Here is a 19,103-nt window from a genome sequence, read left to right as displayed (position 1 = left end):
TGTTCTATAAGTTTTTTAAGATTTATAATGATAATGCAACAGACACCTGAATTTAAAGAAAAAGCTAAACTGACGCAAATCGCGATGAAAGATATGTTTCGAAGCCTATTCGGCACAGTATATACTCATCAATATTTTGGTTTAGTGATGGTGCTGTTTAGTATCATATTAGCCTTGATTGTCCCTTATGAAGGCTTGTTCATTACTTCACAAAGTCAGGGAATGACCAACTATCATCGTTGGCTCTATGACGTGTTTGTGATCGTGAATACTTTCTTGGGCTTTGTGATTTTTTATATGTTAAAGCATCAAAAATATAATATTGAAGTTAAACAAAAATGGCGTGTTTATATTACAGCACATGCTCAATTTAAATTTCATCGTTATCTAAAAGCACAAGAGAAGGGCAAGAAACCATTAATGCATACGCGTTTTGGTGAATACTTCTTTGTGCTTATTACGATCATTTTTTTTATTGCGGTATATTCATTGATGACCCCTTCGGGGACAAGTCATCGAGGTTTTATTATATTAACCTGGTGGCCAATGAATGCTTTGATTATAGCTGTAATCTATACACTTTTATTTATTTGGTATTTTCGTTTGTTCGCGATTCATGAAATTATGAATTAATATAAATTATTGATTCGTCGTGGACATGCTTGGCAACAAGATCAATAAATGCTGTTGAAAAAATCAGAATTGACCTAATCTAAGGATATAAGCCGAATTAAATAGAGAATAGATTTTTTATGTTATTTCATAGTCCGAAACTGCCCGCTGAAATCCGTGTCAGTCATTTAAATGCGCGTATCAATGAACAACGAAAAAAAATAGCGCAAACGACTGGCTCTAAACTGGAGCTTTTGCAGTTGTCACAACAGCTGTCAAAAGAAGCACGTGCACGCAAGAAAACCAATCAAAAAATCTATGTCTTGGACTTTAAAGGCGATATGGCCGCTTCTGCGGTCGAAAGTTTACGTGAAGAAATTACCCTGATTTTATCCACGGCTAAAGCGGGCCGTGACCGTGTTGTGGTGCGTTTAGAAAGCCCGGGTGGTATGGTGCATGGCTATGGTCTGGCCGCTGCTCAACTGGTACGTTTACGTGATGCCGGTTTTCACTTGACCATCTGTGTCGATAAAGTAGCGGCCAGTGGTGGTTATATGATGGCGTGTATCGCCAATGAAATTATTTCTGCACCATTCGCGATTGTTGGTTCAATTGGTGTAGTTGCTCAAGTACCCAATTTTAACCGTCTGCTGAAAGACAATAAAATCGACTTTGAACTCTATACCGCTGGACAGTACAAACGTACCGTGACTATGTTTGGTGAAAATACCGAAGAGGGCAAGGCCAAGTTTGAAGAAGAACTACAGCAAACCCATGCTTTATTCAAACATTTCGTTGAAAAGTATCGCCCGCAGCTGAATATTGAAAAAGTGGCCACTGGTGAGCATTGGTATGGTCGGGATGCGCTGGATATGAATCTGGTGGATAAACTGCAAACCTCAGATGAATATCTGCTCAACTTGTTGCCCCAGCATGATATCTATTCTATTCAGACCCGCAAGAAACCAACTTTGGGTGAAAAGCTGGGCCTGCAAGCCGCGCAAATTGCTGATTCACTGGTACCTACTGTCATGAATAAAGTTATGGAAAGCTTAAGCAAAGCCAATGCAAATCTTGTACAAATGCGTGATCCAAAACTTTAATTCAGTTGATCTTGAATGAATTTTAAAGCTCACTTCGGTGGGCTTTTTTATTTTTTGAAATCATATTGTTATGATATAAGTGGAGTACTCTGATTGAGTCTAGGCTCATATGCTCACGTTCGTTTTGTTGCTTGGGTTTTTTAGTATCGTATTTATTCCGATGTTATGTATGCTTTATTCTGAAGCAAAATTAACTCAGGATAATTCTAAGAAGGTTTTGTTTTGGCTGAGTTTTCTACCCGGCGTTTGTATCTTTCTGCTGTATAGCTTTCTAAAGCCCAATGATCCACCTGTTATTCCATCGAAGGAATGTGGTGTTGTGCAGTTTTATCAGATGCATAAAGTTCGAGGTGGTAACGAATTTGAACGTGTGAGTATTCGCTTTGATGGCGCTCAATATAGTCGGCATTTATTCTTCGATAAGCATCTGGATAAAATTCCTCAAGGCCAAAAGGCCTGCTTTGAATATCTAGATAAGTTCAAATATCCACATTTGTCAGAATCTAAGTTTGTTCAATGGATTGAACCGAATGAAATGTAAACCAGCACTGAAACTAATCAGATAAAATAAAGCATATTTTATTGTTAGAGCAGAAACATGGCTATAGCTGAAGCATTTATTGCAACGCAAAATTGTTATTTTAATTATGAATTTGAAGAACTCTATTTAGAGGATGATTTTCCTGAGGAGTTATCTGTGTCACTGCGTGGCATGATGTTCCGTCATGAGATTCAATATCCTGATGCAACCTATTTCATTTATTACAGTGAGATGTTGACGGGGAATGAACTGCAAAAAATGAAGGATGATTGGATGCGATATTGCCCACATTCATAATTGAAGATATGAATGTAATTAAATCCGTGATCCAAAACTTTAATTCAATTGATCTTGAATGAATTTCAAAGCTCACTTTGGTGAGCTTTTTTATTGGTCGATATCAACTGCAGACCGCCTGTTATCGCCGCGCCAATCGTAGCAAGCAAGACGTCTTTGTGCGCATCCCACATATCACCTTGCTGTCCATTATAGTTTTCCGCATCTTCTGCAGACAGACGAATAGCAATGAACCATTCAAGCCATTCATAAATCAGGCTGCTGGCCACCACAAACTGAATCACCAGCAGGAAAATGACCACGGGTTTTTGCTGCGGCAACCAGGCCTGAAACAGGCGATAGAAAATTGGATAAAGTAATAATCCGTAGGCCAAATGGACAAATCGGTCGAACATATTGCGTGACCAGTGCATCACTTCATTCAGATTAAAGCCAAAAATCTGCTCGATCCACTGGTTATAAGGCACATAAGAATACAGATAGTGCGCAGCAATCACATGAACAATCAGAAAAAGAATATATAAATTAAAACTTAAAAAATTCAGCCCGATTTTATACAGGCAGATGAGCAGCATGATGATCATGAAAACTGTGCCTGCCTGATGCAAGAGATAAGCTTCCAGTTCTAAAGGACGAATACTGGCAAGCAAAATCGCCAGAATTAAAATGCCCAGGCTCGCGTAATGTTTGGCGGAAAGTCGATGCTCAATCATGTCGTTATTATGAAATATCTTTTTTAGAATAAAATACATTATAAATAAAAAGGCGAAGCCTGAGCTTCGCCTTTTCGTCTTATTGCAAATTAGATTTTAGCAATCAGCTCAGCTACTTGTTTGGCTTGATCAGCAGCATTACCTGTATATGATGCAGGGGTCATTTCCGCTAAACGTGCACGATCAGCAGCAGGAACCGCTTCTAACTCGTTGCCGTTTACGAAATCAACCATCATCTCGCGAGTCATGGCTTGACCACGAGTCAGGGCTTTTAATTTTTCGTATGGTTTTTCAACGTTGTAACGACGCATTACTGTTTGAATTGGTTCAGCCAAGACTTCTTGCGCATTATCCAGGTCTTCATTGATACGTGCAGCGTTCAACTCAAGTTTGCCAATACCTTTAGAGCAAGCTTCAAAAGCAATTAAGCTTTGCGCAAAACCAACACCCATGTTACGAAGCACAGTAGAGTCAGTCAGGTCACGCTGCCAGCGAGAAATTGGCAGTTTTTCACCCAAGTGTGCAAGTACAGCATTGGCAAGACCCAAGTTACCTTCAGAGTTTTCGAAGTCAATCGGGTTTACTTTATGCGGCATGGTTGAAGAACCGACTTCGCCATCTTTTAGCTTTTGCTTGAAGAAACCAAGCGAGATATAACCCCAAACATCACGGTTAAAATCGATCAGAATAGTGTTGAAGCGACGCAGGGCATCAAACAGCTCCGCCATATAATCATGTGGCTCGATTTGTGTGGTGTACGGGTTGAAATCTAGACCCAAAGATTCTACAAATGCTTGTGAATGCGCCGGCCAGTTGATGTCTGGATAAGCAGAATAGTGCGCATTGTAGTTACCAACTGCACCATTAATTTTGCCTAGAAGTTCCACATTTTTGAACTGTTTGATTTGACGTGCAAGGCGGTAAGCCACGTTCGCCATTTCTTTACCCAACGTCGTTGGGCTTGCAGTTTGACCATGCGTACGAGACAACATTGGCTGGTCAGCATGCTTTTCAGAAAGTGCAACAATTGAATCAATGATTTGCTGCATAGATGCAACCAGTACATCACGACCGCTTTTCAGCATTAAAGCATGTGACAGGTTGTTAATATCTTCAGACGTACATGCAAAGTGAATGAATTCACCGGCATTTTTCAATTCGTCGATATTGGCAATTTTTTCTTTCAGGAAATATTCAACCGCTTTAACGTCGTGGTTGGTGGTGCGTTCAATTTCTTTGATACGATTGGCATCATCTTCAGAGAAATTGCTTACAATCGCATCAAGCGCTGCATTAGTTTCGCCTGAAAACGCCGGAACTTCAGTAATTTCCGGATGGTTCGCAAGCGCCTGTAACCAACGCACTTCAACAGTCACACGAGCATGGATTAAACCAAACTCAGAAAGAAAGGGACGTAGAGCATCACATTTGCTCGCGTAACGTCCATCTAGTGGAGAAAGTGCAGTTAAAGCGTTCATATCGATTCCTTAGATTTTGGAATTAAACGTAAAACGAAACACGTGCAGTATCAGTTAAACCACCTGAAACTGTAAACGCGCCAGATTCTGAATATCTTTTAGCAACTTGCGTTTGCCAAATACCATGCCCCAGGAGCTGCCACCGAGCTGACGCCACAGGTGCGCCATTTGTAAACCGGTAAAGAGGGAAGCACGGATGCGGTTGGTGTGTCCGGCATCTTTAAAGGCTTCGGCATTGCCACGAACCATGATGCGCGGATTGATTGATCCCGCAGTATCGACATAGGTTTGAGCCAGATTGGCAATGATGCTGGGGTGCAGGTAATTGTTATCGAAAAAGGAAAGCTGTCTGAGAATTTTCTGTTGGGACTGTTCAATAATTTCAACAAATTTGGGATTGCTATAGACCTTCTTTTCTAATTGAAGAAGTGCCATGGCATAGCTCATTGGAAGTTTGGTGCTGGAAAGTTTTGGAATTCTGGATTTTGGCGAAGTATTGAAGGGTTGAATAATGCTGCTTTCTAATGTTTTTAAGCCTAAGGAAATATCGGCCAGTTGATTAAAAAAGTCTAGGGTCTGGGCATTTTCGTTATTGCCGGGACGAATATTGAGACTGGCTTTAATCAACTGTTCAAAATAAAAGTTACCGTTTTCACCAATACTTTGCTGACCACTCAATGCGGTCATATGGGTCAGCTGGGTGGCCTGAAACACACCCGCTAACGCCAAAGCGCGATTTTGACGAGTATTCAACGTTGTGGCTGGTTGAAATGGTAACTCCGTCATGCCGAATTCATCCTTTTATAAAATCAGGTTTAGGTGCATTGGTATGATGAATCACACCACCGCCTAAACAAACTTCACCTGAATAAAACACCACACTTTGACCTGGGGTCACTGCACGTTGTGGTTCATCAAACTCCACACGTACACCATTGGGTGATTCTGAATCTTGGTACACCGTACAGGCTTGATCAGTCTGACGGTAACGGGTTTTGGCTGTGCAACGAAAACCTGTTTCAGGAATATCCTGCTCGCCGGCCACCCAGTCAATTGCTTCACTCCAAAGCATGGTGCTTTGCATCAGTGGGTGCTCATGGCCTTGACCCACCACCAGACGATTGCCTTCGATATCTTTATGTAATACGAACCAGGCACCTTCCGCGACGCCTTTCATTCCGCCAATACCGATGCCGCCGCGTTGACCGAGCGTATAGTACATTAAGCCGTGATGATCACCAACCTCTTTACCGTCTTCCAGCACGATTTTTCCGGGTTGTGCCGGTAAATATTGCTTCAAGAAGTCATTAAATCGGCGTTCGCCAATAAAGCAGATCCCGGTCGAGTCTTTTTTCTTTGCCGTAGCAAGATCTAATTCTTCAGCGATTTTGCGGACTTGCGGCTTTTCAATTTCACCGACAGGGAATAATGTCTTGTTAATTTCACGACCATGTACGGCATGCAGGAAATAGGTTTGATCCTTATTCTGATCAACACCACGTAAGAGTGGTGCGTATTCTTCACCGCGTGAATTGGTCATGGTTGCACCGCGACGACAGTAATGACCTGTGGCAATAAAGTCTGCACCCAAGTTCACCGCATGATCTAGAAAAGCGCGGAATTTAATTTCTTTATTACATAAAATGTCTGGGTTTGGCGTACGGCCAGCTGCATATTCCGCCAGGAAATGTTCGAATACGCGATCCCAATATTCCATGGCAAAGTTTGCGGTATGCAGTTTAATGCCGATTTTGTCGCAAACGGCCTGAGCATCGGCAAGGTCATCCATCGCCGTGCAATATTCTGTGCCGTCATCTTCTTCCCAGTTTTTCATGAAAAGACCTTCAACCTGATAACCTTGTTGAAGTAAAAGGGCAGCAGAAACAGATGAATCTACACCACCTGACATACCGACGATGACACGTTGTTGCATAGGATTAGGCATCCAAATTTGAAATTAAGGGAGAATTTTGGTGCTCGTAAATGAGCGATAAAGGATATTTTTGACCTGAAAGCGCATCTTGTACGGCTTTAATCACCAATGGACTACGTGCGCGAGCAGATTCAATCAGTTCATCGAGCGTCATCCAGACTGCGCCGACAATATCTGTATCTAAAATGGCATTTGAGTCATAGTCAATGGATTTGGCTAAAAAACAGAAACGAAAATATGTACGATCCGGAAACATCGGCGGGGTATAGGTATACATCCCTAAAAGATGAGTTACTTCAACCGTATGTCCGGTCTCTTCCATGGTTTCACGAATTGCGGCTTCGATAATGGTTTCACCGCATTCCACATGACCTGCTGGCTGATTAAATACGGTGTGTGTCACAGCTTCTGTATGTTCTTCGACAAACAGGAATTTTCCGTCTTTTTCGACGACGGTTGCGACAGTGACGTGAGCAGTCCAAGCGGTCATAAAGCAGCACCATGGAAAATGATGCACTATTGTATAAAATTTTGGGGTGTGTGGCTATGATGAGAGGGGGTTTCTTTGATTGTTTAAATGATTGTGATTAGAGGTTTTAAGATGAATGGGATTCTACCATGTAGGAATCAGTGCTATTAATGTGTTTTGATCTTCGCTTATCAGAAAGTGGATGAGTTTAAAAAGTGTACTAGAAAGGAAGTGGGGGGCAGGGAATTATCAATTAAAAGCTCAAATTTAACCTGAAAGATCCAATAAAAAAATGTATAACTGTCAGCTCAGGTTTGAGCTAATACAGATCATTCACTGTTTCAATCAATTCTCTTTTACAAGGCAATTGTTTTTCTTCTTCAGTATGAACGGGTTTGTTTTTCATATTCCTGCGTGATGGGGGCAATATTTTTAGTCTTCTGGCTGCTAAAGCTTCAGCTTTGCTCAAATAGCCTTATCTCCGAGTAAAACTCCTTTTAATTCTTGAGTTAAAGATTCCAGTACAGCAACATCGTGAACATTTCCCGATCTAAGTTTGGGATTAATAATTTCACCTAAATTGTTGATAATCAGATGTAATTTAAAACCATAAAACCATAAAACCATAAAACCATAAAACCATAAAACCATAAAACCATAAAACCATAAAACCATAAAACCATAAAACCATAAAACCATAAAACCATAAAACCATAAAACCATAAAACCACCCGGTACTACTTTTCCCACGACCCGCTAAGCCTTTAAATACACGATGTCTTTGAATTCGAAGATTATGGCAAACAACCAATTTAGTGGAATCAATAATGCTGATCCTTGTATCTTTTCTTTTAACTTGATGGAAGAAACTATTCAAAGCTTGTAAACAACGAGGCATGCTTTCAATAAAGCGGTTGTAGCTAAGAAGTTGAGAAAAAGCGGATTTCCAGAATGGAACGATCATTTGGCAATAAAAATATTTGAAGAATCTAAACCCGGATTGATGAAATAAAATGACAATCGTCATTGCTTCAGACAAGCTTAAGGCTGACTTTTTCAACCTAGATTTTTGATCAGAAATTAAAAATTTCTCTAAAGACTCATTAAATTTTTTGCAAAAATCGTCCAATATACAAAATAATTCGGTAATATGGGCCATTGAAAAGCTTTTTTTTACAATTTTTTCTTTAAAACCAACATGTTATAAATTTAGGGCTTTTTTTCTACTCTTTTTTTATATCAAAATCAGGTTAGATAAACTTTTTACAGACAGGTTTGGGTAACCTAGCAGTATGAGAATAAAAATAACAAATAGAACACACTTTTCAAGAATTATAATAAAAAATACTAATTAATTAACTTTTATTGTATAATTTTTGTGATGTTGAGGTAATTTGTTTTCTCCTGATTTACATTGGGATTTGTGGCTACCTAATAAGCGGCTTTGAATATATTCATTCGAGACTTTTATGCTGTTAAATTTCTATCGCTTTTTAATTTGTTTACTTATACTTATAGGTGTTGGGCTTGTAGGTTTGGGGGTTAGTGTTCATGATAATTTTTTCTTGGGAGTGGCTTGTTTATTTTTTATAGCAGCAGCCCTTACTTTTCTTGAGTACAAGAATAAAAATATTGATCCATTTAGAAAGTTTTAAACAGACTATTTGATCAATTCTGTTCTGTTTAAGTCGATACATTGAATAAAAGCATCGGCTTAAACAGAAACTCTGTATCTGACTTTATATTTTATTTGTAATTCCCCGAAACCTTCACATAATTTTGTGCCGAATACGGTAAAAATTCTTTTTCTTTATCCGTGAGTGGACGTACTTTCTTTACCGGGCTACCTACATACAAATAACCGCTTTCTAGAACCTTATTGGGTGGAACAAGCGAACCCGCGCCAATCATTACATCATCTTCAACAATCACATCATCCAGAATAATCGTACCAATACCGACCAAAACACGATTGCCAATGGTACAACCATGTAGTTTGACATGATGGCCAATGGTGACATCTTCACCAATAATTAAAGGCGAACCTTCAGGCTTATCGGCTTTCTTATGGCTGACATGCAACATCGAGTGATCTTGTACATTTGAGTTTTTACCAATCCGAATATGATTCACATCACCCCGAATTACGGCAAAAGGCCATACCGAAACATTTTCAGCCAAAACCACATCGCCGACCACAATTCCCATCGGATCGACATAACAGGAAGCATCAATCTGTGGGGTCATATCTAAATAAGAACGAATATTTTGGCTCATAACGATCTGTCCGATAAATGATGATGAAGGATCATGTGCATAGTATAAAATAAAAAGCACCCATCTGAATGAGTGCTTTGGTCTTAGTCCAAGACTGAAATGGTCTATTTAGACTTAGAACAAGTTGCTAAAGAACTGTTTGATATGGTCGAGCATACGCGCGAAGAAACCCGCTTCTTCCACTGCATTCAAAGCCACAAGAGGTTTTTCTGAAATGACTTTACCATCCAGAGTCGCAACATATTTACCGACAACTTGCCCCGGTTGTAATGGTGCAGTCAGTTTCGGTTGAACCACCAGCTGGGTTTTAATCGCATTGGCCTGACCTTTAGGCATGGTCACATTAAAGTTTTCAGCAAGTCCGATTTGAACTTCATCTTCCTTACCAAACCAGACTTTGGCTTTAGCAAGTACCTGTTTAGCTGGTTGAACATTTTTGGTTTCGAAGTTCGCATAACCCCAAGCCAGCAATTCACGTGTCTGCGTTGCACGTTCCTGCATGGTAGGTGCACCAAAAATAACTGAAATCAAGCGAGTAGGGCCACGTTTAGACGACGTGGTCAAGCAATACCCTGCTTCATTGGTATGACCTGTTTTTAAGCCATCTACACTTGGGTCGGTATACAGCAGGGCATTACGGTTACCTTGCTTGATGCCATTAAAGGTAAATTCTTTTTCAGCATAAATCGGATAATACTTGGAACTGTCTTTAATGATGTGCTGTGCCAGCGTTGCCATATCTTTGGCAGTCGAATAATGACCTTCAGCAGGCATACCGGTTGAATTGATAAAGCTGGTATTGGTCATGCCAATACGTTTGGCTTCCTGATTCATCATATGTGCAAAGGTACCCTCGTTCCCTGCAATATGTTCAGCCATGGCCTTAGATGCATCATTACCCGATTGAATAATAATTCCGCGCAGCATTTCAAGTGCAGTGGCCGTACCGTTTAAAGGCACATACATACATGATTCCGCGCTACTACCGCGACACCATGCTGACTCATTCATGCGAACCTGTTCATCTTCAGTGAGTTCACCGCTCAATAGTTTTTGTTCGATGATGTAGCTGGTCATCATCTTGGTCATTGAAGCAGGGGCTAATTTTTCATTTTCATTTTTTGAAGCGAGAAGTTGCCCTGTCTCATAGTCCATTAGCACGTAGGATTTATTATTCAATTCTGGTGGTGCAGATAGGACAGTTGCTGCAAAGCTAAAACTAGGAACTAATAATAATGCAGCAAGGGCAGTTTTTTGGGTCATTTCTAGTGGGTTCCTATATCTTGATGTAAGCACGAAGAGCCTAGCATTTTAGGATAAAGCTAGGCGGACTTCTATGGGAAACCCGGTCTTATTTCAAAAGTATTGTAAGTAATCGGCAGAAAAGCAGGTTAATTGTTATAGGTGGTTAATTCATTACAAATCACCTGATTTTTTTTCTTGCCAGCTTTCTTGGCATCAGATTGTGCTTCAGCCAGAATACTGCGGAAATCGTTCTGTTGAACCATCTGGTTTAAGCTTGCAACCGGATTGCGCTGACCTGGCATATATTCAGTTACCAGCTTGGTATAGCCCTGATTGAACTGTGACTTGTCCTTAACCATGCTCGGGCAGATTTCTGAAAGAACATAAATCGCAGCCAGTTCCTGCTTGGTCACTTGCTGGGTTGGTGTGACATTGATATTTTCATTGGCTGCAAATGCAGAGGTGCCTAAAAGAGTCGCGGCAGAAGCTGCACAAAGTGTCATGGCTTGAAGTAATGGATATTTCATTAAAAAACTCAAAAAATAGATTTAGAACAATAATTTGCCTAGCTTAAACTTATTTTTGAAATTGAAAAGTGGGAAAATGTAGCGAAGCTGTAGAATTATGAAGAAATCTGTAAGAGAAAATAAGACGATGTTTACACCGTCTTATTTGAAGATTTATCTAGCTTAGCCCTGGTAATCCAGAATCTCTTCGCATACGGTTTTTTGTTCGTCAGTACTGGTTTGTTTGGCACCCTGACGGGCTTCTTCCAGTAAAGATTTATATTCGCTATCTGCCTGTAGTTTTTGATAGCTCATGCCTTTATCTGAGTAGTCTGCAAGATAAGACTGGATGAGAGTCTGAATAATGCTGTCTAATTTTGCATTTTGGCCAATCATAGCCGGGCAAACCTCAGCCATGACTTGTGCCGATGCGATGTCTTCTTTCACAATGGTATTGTTTTCGTCAACAGTCAGCTCGCTCGCCATAACTGAAGGAGAAACAGATACTGCCAGGCTTAAAGCGAAAGCACTAAATAAAGAGAATTTTTTAATCATCTTGAGCCACATATTTTAAAGATGGATGTCGAGCAGTAAATATATATAATTCCAGCACTAATACAATTAAATGTCCTAACCAGTCATTTTTTAGCGCGACGAGATTTTTCAGTGAATATTTTAGTTTCAAATGATGATGGTGTGTTTGCACCGGGTATTCAGGCATTGGCACAGGCTCTAAAACCTTTGGGGAGGATTGTTATTGTAGCGCCAGAAAGTGAGCGCAGTGGTTACTCCAGTGCTTTGACTCTGGACCGACCTTTACGCCTGATTCAGATTTCTCCCGATGTCTGGGCTGTCAATGGTACTCCGGCAGATTGTGTTTATCTGGCTATGAACGGCCTGTTTGACTTTGAATTTGATCTGGTGGTCAGCGGTATTAATAGTGGTGCCAATCTGGGGGATGATGTCTTGTATTCCGGTACAGTCGGGGCAGCCTTTGAAGGTCGCTTAAGTAAACATCCTGCTATTGCGGTGTCATTGAGTGGGCCGAATGTACGCAGCTATCAACACCCTCAGGATTATCAGCTGGCTGCCAACTGGGTACATGATTTTATTGCACGCGGTTTGCCGGTTCTTCCTGAGCGTCATATTTTTAATATCAATATTCCGGATATGGCTGAATTACAGGGTGAAAAAGTGACTTATCAAGGCCGCCGCCGTCAGTCGAAGCCCATCACCAGTCATGTTGACCCACGTGGTCGTCAGGTGTACTGGATTGGACTGTCTGGAGAAGCAGTAGCAGAACCCAAGCAAGGGTTGAGCGAGATTGACTCGGACTTCTTTGCTGTGGCCAATGGCTATGTCAGCATTACTCCGATTCAGATGGATGCCACCAACTATGAGGTTTTGCGGAATCTTCAAACACAATTGGCAGAAAATGCGTTCTCAGTGTTATAACTTTGTGAAAAACTCGCGATTGCAAGTATATTGCAGTAAAACTTTGCTAATCTTAACGGGATTTTGCAACCGTATAGATCTTAGAGAGGAAGATAATGTTCTTGGTGTTACCGAAATGTGTTGTTGCTTCGCCTGCAGCCCTGATTAAAACCCTAGTTTTATCAACCGTTGTTATTTCTACAGGAGTAATCACCGGTTGTGCAACCAAACCTCAAGTAAATAATGCGACGCGTTATGCGACAGCTCCTGATTTCTATACGGTACGTTCAGGAGATACATTGAGTGGGATCGCAGCACGTTATGGACTGAACTATATCAGTGTTGCCGAGATGAATGATATTGCTGCACCTTACCGGATTTATGTGGGACAGTCGATCCGCCTGAAAAATAATACCGTACGTCGCAGTACCAGCACGCAGGCAGTGACTCAGGCAGCCCCTATCCAGCGTCAAACGATTGCAGTACCAACACCGGCACCAGTTACACCAGCGACCACCGTGCAGACTACACCGCGTGTGAGCACGCCGGCGCCAATGACACCCGTCTCTACTGCCGCGGGTTTAGGTTGGGTAAAACCGTCTAATGGCCCAGTTTTGCAGCAGTATAATCTGGCATCTAATATCAAGGGCACACGCTATAGCGGCAATGTCGGTGATCCGGTGTTTGCAGCAGCAGACGGGCAGGTTGTTTATGCTGCAGATGGCCTGAAAGAATATGGCAATCTGGTGTTGGTGAAGCATATTAATGGCTATATTACGGCTTATGCCCATAACAGCAAACTGGATGTAAAAAGCGGACAGAATGTAAAAGCGGGGCAAAAAATTGCAGAAATGGGTTCAACTGGTACAACGCGAACCATGCTTGAATTTCAGGTGCGCTTAGACGGCAAACCGATTAATCCAACTACAGTTTTACCAAACAATTAAATAAATAATGCAAAACGTGAATTTCGCCGTATAATACAATAAGTTGCTTTTATCAAATGATGAGGCATCTCATAAGTTTAGAGGGAAATTTATGTTAGATCAACTTCGAGCAATGGGTGTTTTTGCTTGTGTTGTAGAAAAAAACTCGTTTAGCGGTGCTGCCCGTGAATTAGGGATTACGACCAGCGCCGTGAGTCAACAAATTCGCTCATTAGAACATGATATGGAAGTGGTACTTTTAAATCGTTCAACGAGAAAGTTAAGTTTGACGGAAGCGGGACAAGCTTTTTTCTACAGTTGCCAGGAAATGCTATCTGCTGCAGAGCGCGGTAAAGTCCGAATCAATGAATTACGCGATGATCTTGTGGGTGAACTGCGCATTGTCGCTTTGCCAGAATTGTGCGCGAATCATGTGATTCCTGCACTTTCTCACTGGATGTCCGCACATCGTGGCCTGGCAGTACATCTGGAAACCAATAATCATGAGGTTGATTTGTTCGATGGGCGTATCGATATCGCCTTAAGATTTGAACAGAAAAATGATGAGCACAATCTTCAGGTGGTGCCATTGATGCAGATTGAGCAAATTCTGGTGGCGACACCGAGTTATATTAATCAGAGCACCATTATTTCACGTCCTGATGATCTTAAAAATCATGATGTGCTGCCTTTGACCCATATCAAAAATCATCAGTATTTCCAGTTTCAAAATGTCAATACTGCAGAAAAAGCCGATTTTGAACTGAAATCCCGTTTCAGTACCAATAATGGTCTGGTGGCAAAATCGATGTGCTTGCAGGGCAATGGGATTGCCAAGATTTTATATCTCGATGCGAAAAAAGACTTACTGAATGGCACTTTGGTTGAAGTTTTGCCTGAATGGCGACTTCCACCGATTACACTATATGCAGTCATGCCGAAACGTGAGCAACAACCGACAAAAATTCTTCGTTGCCTAGATACATTGAAACAATATTTTGACCAGATTTCTGGTGGGCGTATTTTACAAGCCGCATCATAAGATACAGAATATAAAAAAGCCGCTTTCAAGCGGCTTTTTTGTTTTTAAGCGCAGGGTTTAGGCCAAAAAAGCGTTGATCATTTTCACTAAACGCTCAATCAGCTGATCAGCCTGTTCCTGAGTAATGTTCAGGGTAGGCAACAGGCGAACCACATTACCGGCAGTCACATTGATGATGGTTTTGTATTCATCACGTGCAATTGCGACCAGCTCAGTACATTCTTTCGGTAATTCAATTCCGATCATCAGACCGAAACCACGCACGCTCACATTTTGATCGGCCAGTTTGTTGCGTAGTTGATCCACGATATAAGCGCCTTTTTCCGCAGCATTGGCGACGATATTTTCTTTTTGCATAATATCGAGAATGGTGTAGACCACACGTGAACCCAAAGCTGTACCACTATAAGTCGAACCATGATTACCGGCAGTTAATACACCTACACCACGACCTTGAGTCATGACGGCACCAATCGGGAAACCATTACCCAAGCCTTTGGCTGTGGTCAGTACATCAGGAATAATGCTGGTGTGCTGATAAGCAAAATATTTGCCCGTACGGCCATTCCCGGTTTGCACTTCATCTAGCATCATCAACCAGTTGTGCTGGTTACAGATTTGACGAATCTCTTCGAGATAGCTGAAACCTTGAGGTGCGGTATTTACACCACCTTCACCCTGAATGGGCTCAACTAAAATGGCTACGATATCCGGATGATGAAGCGCTGCCTCTTCAATCGCTTCGAGATCACCAAAAGGTACACGAATAAAACCTTCGACCAGCGGGCCAAAGCCTTCCTGAACTTTTTTATTGCCTGTTGCAGAAAGGGTGGCCATGGTACGGCCATGGAAAGAACGATCCGCCACAATAATTTTGGGTGAAGAAATGCCTTGCATATGACCGAATTTACGTGCAATTTTGATTGCACCTTCATTTGATTCTGCGCCACTGTTGGAGAAGAATACTTCTTCCATACCCGCGACTTCGGCCAGTTTTTGTGCTGCCGCAGTTTGCCAAGGCACTTCAAACAGGTTGCTGGTATGAATCAAGGTCGCAGCCTGATCAGCAATTGCTTCGGCAATGACTGGATGCGCATGACCCAGACCACATACTGCAATTCCGGTTAATGCATCTAAATACTCTGTACCATCTTCGGTATAAAGATATGCACCTCGTCCTCGGACAAAGCTGATCGGTTGACGGCCAAATACAGGCATCAAGTGAGAAGGTTGATCAGTTTGTACCGGTGCGAGGGTAATATTATTCATGACTAACTCTTAACTGTTAGGTGGAAAGAAAAACTTATATAAGCAAAAACCCGCTCAGATTTAAAGGGTAATTGTAAATAAAATTGGAATTATTGCTTTAGACATACTGTTTTGTCTGGATTTGGGTATAATGCCAGACAGATGAGTTGAGGATTTATCAATGACTGAACAAGCACGCGATACCGAAGCGTTAATTCGTGACCAAATTGCTAAACATGCAGTACTTCTTTATATGAAAGGCACACCGCAATTTCCACAATGTGGTTTTTCTGCACGTGCAGTAGAAGCACTCAGTCAGATTGGTCGTCCGTTTGCTTATGTAAACATTCTGGAAAATCAGGACATTCGTGCGATGTTACCACAAATCGCCAACTGGCCGACATTTCCACAGCTTTGGATCAATGGTGAATTGATCGGTGGGAGCGATATCATGCTCGACATGTTCCAAAAAGGCGAATTAAAGCCTTTGGTTGAACAGTACAGTCCGGCGGCTGATGCTTAATTAAATTAAGATTTAAATCAAGCCAGATGTTAAAAAAGCGCTTCATTGAGAAGCGCTTTTTTATTGCTATTTTAAAGATAGAGCAACGACCGGATTAATCTTCTGTTGCTGCATTTGGCTTTTGAGCTATTGCATGACCTGCTTCAAGTTCAGTGTGTGGCTCAACAATTTGCTTCTTGTCTTTTTTCTTCTTCTTTTTTTTCTTTTTCTTCGGTAATTCGACCAGCTCACCACCATCTTCAATCGCTTGCCAGTAATCCAGCTGTGCCATCACCGCGGCATAGATTGAATTTTTGCTATAGCGACCTTTTTTATCCAAGGTGCCGACCGGACGCGCCATCAGGATTTCCAGCGCCTGATCAATGGTATCAATCGCATGAATATGGAACTGACCTTCTTCGACAGCAATGGTGACATCTTTACGCAGCATCAGATGCTGCATATTCTGACGTGGAATAATCACGCCTTGTTTGCCGGTCAGACCTTGCAGCTTGCAGGCATCAAAGAAACCTTCAATTTTGGCATTGACACCGCCCACTGGCTGTACTTGTCCCAACTGGTTCATAGAGCCGGTAATGGCCCAGGATTGATCAATCGGTAACTGGCTAATCGCAGAGAGCAGGGCAGACAGTTCTGCGACTGTGGCACTGTCACCATCGACCTGACCATAGCTTTGTTCAAAGGCCAGCGCAGCAGAGAAGTGCAGGGTCTGTTCACGACCAAAATGTGCTTTCAGGAAAGACGACATCAATAACACGCCTTTGGCATGCAAGGAGCCACCGAGTTCCACACTGCGCTCAATGTCGAGAATGTCACCACCCCCTTGATACACCGAAGCAGTCAGGCGTGAAGGAAGGCCAAATTCGACATCGGCATAATGAATTACCGACAAAGCATTAATCTGTCCCAGACGATGGCCACGGGTTTCGATTAGCTGTGTACCACGGGTCAGATCCTGCCAGTATAACTCACGCAAATAGCCTAAGCGATATTTACGATGATCGAGTGCAGTATTGATATGTTTTTCCGAGACCATCTTGTCACCGGCCTGAAAGGCATGATGATGCGCTTCACGAATCAGGTCACCCAAGGTCAGGGCATGTAATGATAGTGAGCTTTGGTCTTCGGCCTGACGGCTGGAATCTGTGAGCAGTGCAGCCAAAGCAGAACGGTCAAAAGGCAATAATTTATCCGATTGCACATAGTCGGCAATCAGCTGCATATAGGCCTGCTCGTTGTCGTCATTACGTTGTAATGTATCGGTAAAATCAGCACGGATTTTAAAGATGCTGCCTAGCTCCGGTTCAAGCTCTAGAATTTCATAATAAATTTCAGGCTCGGCCAGCAAGATCACTTTAATGTTCAATGGAATCGATGCCGGTTCAATTGAAATACTGCCGGTTAGCGTGATCATATGCTCAAGTGAAGACAGTTTTAAATGCCCGGATTTAAGCGCACGCTTCAAACCTTGCCATGCATAAGGCTGTTCCAGTAATTGTTCCGCTTCCAGCATCAGAAAGCCGCCATTGGCTTTATGCAACGTTCCGTGACGAATCAGGGTGAAGTCCGTGGTGATCGTGCCATTTTGGGTTAGCTGTTCCACATGACCAAGTAAATTGTAATGTGTTGGAAAATCTTCAAAGATGACTGGCGCACCGCTATTCGGCTTGTGGGTAATAATCACGTTGGCCTGATAACGTGCCGGTACGCGGCTGAATAGTGCCGGGGTGAAATCATCCTCTTCCTGTTCCAGCACGATTTCGACATTATTGATAATATCTTCGGCATAATATTTTAGATAATGTTCCAAGCCTTGCACATGTTTGAACTTGGATAAAATCTGTTCTACACGTGGCACCACCACCTGTTTGGCAATATCACGATTCAGAATCTGAACACGGTCGCGTGCATCATCTTCCAGATCACCCAGATGCAAACCCAGACGCTCCAGTTTTTTGTCCATATAGCGCATATTGGTCGCCAATTCGGCCCGATCCTGATTGTTCAGTGCATTCAGATCTTCCTGAGTCATTTCCTGTAATTTGTCATCAATCAGATGTACGGGAACAAAGCAGTGTTCATCGTGTCGCGAGATCAGTTTCAGATCGAGTTCTGCACCTTCTTTGGTGAGTTCGATCAGCGCCTGTTGCTGTTCATCGCCAGTTTCCTGACGAATCATTTCAATGCGGTTGTGATAGGTTTCCGCGGTAAAACGGCGCTCAAGCTGCTTGAGGATCGTTTGCCAGCTTTGATTCAACATGGCTTGGAATTTTGGGCCCTGACCCGAGGGCAGTTCTAGTGCAATCGGCTGACGCTGGTTCTGAAAGTTATTGACGTAGACCCAATCATTGGGTGTTTCCATAGTTTTGGCGTGCTGTTGCAGCAAACGCTTCACCATGGTGCGTTTACCGAGACCTGCGGTACCGACAGCAAAAATGTTATAGCCGGAATAAGGCAGGGCAATCCCGGCCTCAACTGAGGCGCGTGCGCGATCTTGGCCCAAAAAGTTATTCAGGGGCTTGATCCGTTTGGTTGACGCAGGAATTTTTTCTAAGTTTGGAATGTGCGTCAGCTGGGTGGATGTTAACCGGGTATGGTCCAGAGTATTTTTAATTTCGCTTTGTTCAAATGCAGAGATAAGTAAATCTGAGCGGATTTTTTGTGGAGTTGTGCTGGTGTTGCTGGCAATAGAAGAATTAATTTGATCGAGTCTCTGGGTCACTGTTGAAAATCCAAAACGAAATATTACGTTGATG

At 42.2% G+C, this 19,103-nt stretch carries 19 protein-coding genes and 2 pseudogenes; 8 read left to right on the top strand and 13 right to left on the bottom strand.

The window, feature by feature from the left end:
* Window positions 1-33: 33 nt before the first annotated feature.
* From FTU90_RS07275 to FTU90_RS07260, 4 genes are all read left to right on the top strand, one after another.
* On the top strand, window positions 34-633 hold the full coding sequence (locus tag FTU90_RS07275) for a hypothetical protein (RefSeq protein WP_074382999.1): 600 nt from the start codon (window positions 34-36) through the stop codon (window positions 631-633).
* Window positions 634-752: 119 nt separating this feature from the next.
* Window positions 753-1,715 carry a protease SohB gene (sohB, locus tag FTU90_RS07270; protein ID WP_180072125.1) on the top strand — a complete coding sequence of 321 codons (963 nt, stop codon included), beginning with the start codon at window positions 753-755 and terminating at the stop codon, window positions 1,713-1,715.
* A gap of 109 nt (window positions 1,716-1,824) precedes the next feature.
* Window positions 1,825-2,256 (top strand): hypothetical protein, encoded by a 432-nt coding sequence (locus FTU90_RS07265; RefSeq protein WP_180072124.1) that lies wholly within the window; start codon window positions 1,825-1,827, stop codon window positions 2,254-2,256.
* Window positions 2,257-2,313: 57 nt separating this feature from the next.
* Window positions 2,314-2,553 carry a hypothetical protein gene (locus tag FTU90_RS07260; protein ID WP_180072123.1) on the top strand — a complete coding sequence of 80 codons (240 nt, stop codon included), beginning with the start codon at window positions 2,314-2,316 and terminating at the stop codon, window positions 2,551-2,553.
* 65 nt (window positions 2,554-2,618) lie between these two features.
* On the opposite strand, the gene FTU90_RS07255 is transcribed toward FTU90_RS07260, so the two are convergent.
* The 11 genes and pseudogenes from FTU90_RS07255 to FTU90_RS07205 all read right to left on the bottom strand — a co-directional run bounded on the left by FTU90_RS07255 (window position 2,619) and on the right by FTU90_RS07205 (window position 11,729).
* Window positions 2,619-3,266: a DUF2238 domain-containing protein gene (locus tag FTU90_RS07255; protein WP_180072122.1), complete on the bottom strand. Its 648-nt coding sequence runs from the start codon at window positions 3,264-3,266 to the stop codon at window positions 2,619-2,621.
* Window positions 3,267-3,355: 89 nt separating this feature from the next.
* On the bottom strand, window positions 3,356-4,744 hold the full coding sequence (gene purB, locus FTU90_RS07250; RefSeq protein ID WP_180072121.1) for an adenylosuccinate lyase: 1,389 nt from the start codon (window positions 4,742-4,744) through the stop codon (window positions 3,356-3,358).
* Window positions 4,745-4,798: 54 nt separating this feature from the next.
* On the bottom strand, window positions 4,799-5,530 hold the full coding sequence (hflD, locus tag FTU90_RS07245; protein ID WP_005096468.1) for a high frequency lysogenization protein HflD: 732 nt from the start codon (window positions 5,528-5,530) through the stop codon (window positions 4,799-4,801).
* Window positions 5,531-5,537: 7 nt separating this feature from the next.
* Window positions 5,538-6,677 (bottom strand): tRNA 2-thiouridine(34) synthase MnmA, encoded by a 1,140-nt coding sequence (mnmA, locus tag FTU90_RS07240; RefSeq protein WP_005096469.1) that lies wholly within the window; start codon window positions 6,675-6,677, stop codon window positions 5,538-5,540.
* Window positions 6,678-6,681: 4 nt separating this feature from the next.
* Entirely contained in the window at window positions 6,682-7,167 is a 486-nt protein-coding gene (locus FTU90_RS07235) for an NUDIX hydrolase (protein WP_180072119.1), read from the bottom strand.
* Between the two features lie 307 nt (window positions 7,168-7,474).
* Window positions 7,475-7,764 (bottom strand): annotated as a pseudogene (locus tag FTU90_RS07230) (transposase); the annotation flags it as partial.
* Between the two features lie 109 nt (window positions 7,765-7,873).
* Window positions 7,874-8,305: pseudogene (locus FTU90_RS07225) on the bottom strand (transposase); the annotation flags it as partial.
* A 587-nt stretch (window positions 8,306-8,892) separates the two neighbouring features.
* Window positions 8,893-9,423 carry a gamma carbonic anhydrase family protein gene (locus FTU90_RS07220; RefSeq protein WP_180072117.1) on the bottom strand — a complete coding sequence of 177 codons (531 nt, stop codon included), beginning with the start codon at window positions 9,421-9,423 and terminating at the stop codon, window positions 8,893-8,895.
* Between the two features lie 114 nt (window positions 9,424-9,537).
* Window positions 9,538-10,686: a D-alanyl-D-alanine carboxypeptidase PBP5/6 gene (gene dacC / locus FTU90_RS07215; protein ID WP_005096478.1), complete on the bottom strand. Its 1,149-nt coding sequence runs from the start codon at window positions 10,684-10,686 to the stop codon at window positions 9,538-9,540.
* A 128-nt stretch (window positions 10,687-10,814) separates the two neighbouring features.
* Complete coding sequence (locus tag FTU90_RS07210) at window positions 10,815-11,195, bottom strand: MCR_0457 family protein (RefSeq protein ID WP_005096480.1); 381 nt, start codon at window positions 11,193-11,195, stop codon at window positions 10,815-10,817.
* A gap of 162 nt (window positions 11,196-11,357) precedes the next feature.
* Window positions 11,358-11,729: an MCR_0457 family protein gene (locus FTU90_RS07205; protein ID WP_005096482.1), complete on the bottom strand. Its 372-nt coding sequence runs from the start codon at window positions 11,727-11,729 to the stop codon at window positions 11,358-11,360.
* A gap of 111 nt (window positions 11,730-11,840) precedes the next feature.
* On the opposite strand from FTU90_RS07205, the gene surE reads away from it, so the two are divergent.
* The 3 genes from surE (at window position 11,841) to FTU90_RS07190 (ending at window position 14,576) form a co-directional block, all read left to right on the top strand.
* Entirely contained in the window at window positions 11,841-12,629 is a 789-nt protein-coding gene (gene surE, locus FTU90_RS07200) for a 5'/3'-nucleotidase SurE (protein ID WP_005171674.1), read from the top strand.
* A 95-nt stretch (window positions 12,630-12,724) separates the two neighbouring features.
* Window positions 12,725-13,555: a peptidoglycan DD-metalloendopeptidase family protein gene (locus FTU90_RS07195; RefSeq protein WP_005096485.1), complete on the top strand. Its 831-nt coding sequence runs from the start codon at window positions 12,725-12,727 to the stop codon at window positions 13,553-13,555.
* A gap of 91 nt (window positions 13,556-13,646) precedes the next feature.
* Complete coding sequence (locus tag FTU90_RS07190; RefSeq protein WP_005096486.1) at window positions 13,647-14,576, top strand: LysR family transcriptional regulator; 930 nt, start codon at window positions 13,647-13,649, stop codon at window positions 14,574-14,576.
* Between the two features lie 57 nt (window positions 14,577-14,633).
* Here FTU90_RS07190 and FTU90_RS07185 read toward each other — a convergent pair whose 3' ends face one another.
* Entirely contained in the window at window positions 14,634-15,845 is a 1,212-nt protein-coding gene (locus FTU90_RS07185; RefSeq protein ID WP_005096487.1) for an aspartate aminotransferase family protein, read from the bottom strand.
* Window positions 15,846-16,005: 160 nt separating this feature from the next.
* Between FTU90_RS07185 and grxD the strand changes: the two genes are divergently transcribed.
* Window positions 16,006-16,347 (top strand): Grx4 family monothiol glutaredoxin, encoded by a 342-nt coding sequence (gene grxD / locus FTU90_RS07180; RefSeq protein WP_004279738.1) that lies wholly within the window; start codon window positions 16,006-16,008, stop codon window positions 16,345-16,347.
* Window positions 16,348-16,441: 94 nt separating this feature from the next.
* Here grxD and FTU90_RS07175 read toward each other — a convergent pair whose 3' ends face one another.
* Entirely contained in the window at window positions 16,442-19,069 is a 2,628-nt protein-coding gene (locus tag FTU90_RS07175) for an ATP-binding protein (RefSeq protein WP_180072115.1), read from the bottom strand.
* Window positions 19,070-19,103 lie beyond the last annotated feature (34 nt).

The sequence above is a fragment of the Acinetobacter sp. YH12200 genome, assembly GCF_013418175.1.
In the GTDB taxonomy this organism is placed as follows: Bacteria; Pseudomonadota; Gammaproteobacteria; order Pseudomonadales; family Moraxellaceae; genus Acinetobacter; species Acinetobacter pseudolwoffii.
Note: the sequence above shows the minus strand (reverse complement) of the source record. Positions and strands in the feature narration are given on the sequence as shown.

Bases quoted from the DNA above. Each gene is read 5' to 3' on its own strand.
- FTU90_RS07275 (WP_074382999.1), top strand. From the start codon at position 34: ATGCAACAGACACCTGAATTTAAAGAAAAAGCTAAACTGACGCAAATC.
- sohB (WP_180072125.1), top strand. From the start codon at position 753: ATGTTATTTCATAGTCCGAAACTGCCCGCTGAAATCCGTGTCAGTCAT.
- FTU90_RS07265 (WP_180072124.1), top strand. From the start codon at position 1,825: ATGCTCACGTTCGTTTTGTTGCTTGGGTTTTTTAGTATCGTATTTATT.
- FTU90_RS07260 (WP_180072123.1), top strand. From the start codon at position 2,314: ATGGCTATAGCTGAAGCATTTATTGCAACGCAAAATTGTTATTTTAAT.
- FTU90_RS07255 (WP_180072122.1), bottom strand. From the start codon at position 3,266: ATGATTGAGCATCGACTTTCCGCCAAACATTACGCGAGCCTGGGCATT.
- purB (WP_180072121.1), bottom strand. From the start codon at position 4,744: ATGAACGCTTTAACTGCACTTTCTCCACTAGATGGACGTTACGCGAGC.
- hflD (WP_005096468.1), bottom strand. From the start codon at position 5,530: ATGACGGAGTTACCATTTCAACCAGCCACAACGTTGAATACTCGTCAA.
- mnmA (WP_005096469.1), bottom strand. From the start codon at position 6,677: ATGCAACAACGTGTCATCGTCGGTATGTCAGGTGGTGTAGATTCATCT.
- FTU90_RS07235 (WP_180072119.1), bottom strand. From the start codon at position 7,167: ATGACCGCTTGGACTGCTCACGTCACTGTCGCAACCGTCGTCGAAAAA.
- FTU90_RS07220 (WP_180072117.1), bottom strand. From the start codon at position 9,423: ATGAGCCAAAATATTCGTTCTTATTTAGATATGACCCCACAGATTGAT.
- dacC (WP_005096478.1), bottom strand. From the start codon at position 10,686: ATGACCCAAAAAACTGCCCTTGCTGCATTATTATTAGTTCCTAGTTTT.
- FTU90_RS07210 (WP_005096480.1), bottom strand. From the start codon at position 11,195: ATGAAATATCCATTACTTCAAGCCATGACACTTTGTGCAGCTTCTGCC.
- FTU90_RS07205 (WP_005096482.1), bottom strand. From the start codon at position 11,729: ATGATTAAAAAATTCTCTTTATTTAGTGCTTTCGCTTTAAGCCTGGCA.
- FTU90_RS07195 (WP_005096485.1), top strand. From the start codon at position 12,725: ATGTTCTTGGTGTTACCGAAATGTGTTGTTGCTTCGCCTGCAGCCCTG.
- FTU90_RS07190 (WP_005096486.1), top strand. From the start codon at position 13,647: ATGTTAGATCAACTTCGAGCAATGGGTGTTTTTGCTTGTGTTGTAGAA.
- FTU90_RS07185 (WP_005096487.1), bottom strand. From the start codon at position 15,845: ATGAATAATATTACCCTCGCACCGGTACAAACTGATCAACCTTCTCAC.
- grxD (WP_004279738.1), top strand. From the start codon at position 16,006: ATGACTGAACAAGCACGCGATACCGAAGCGTTAATTCGTGACCAAATT.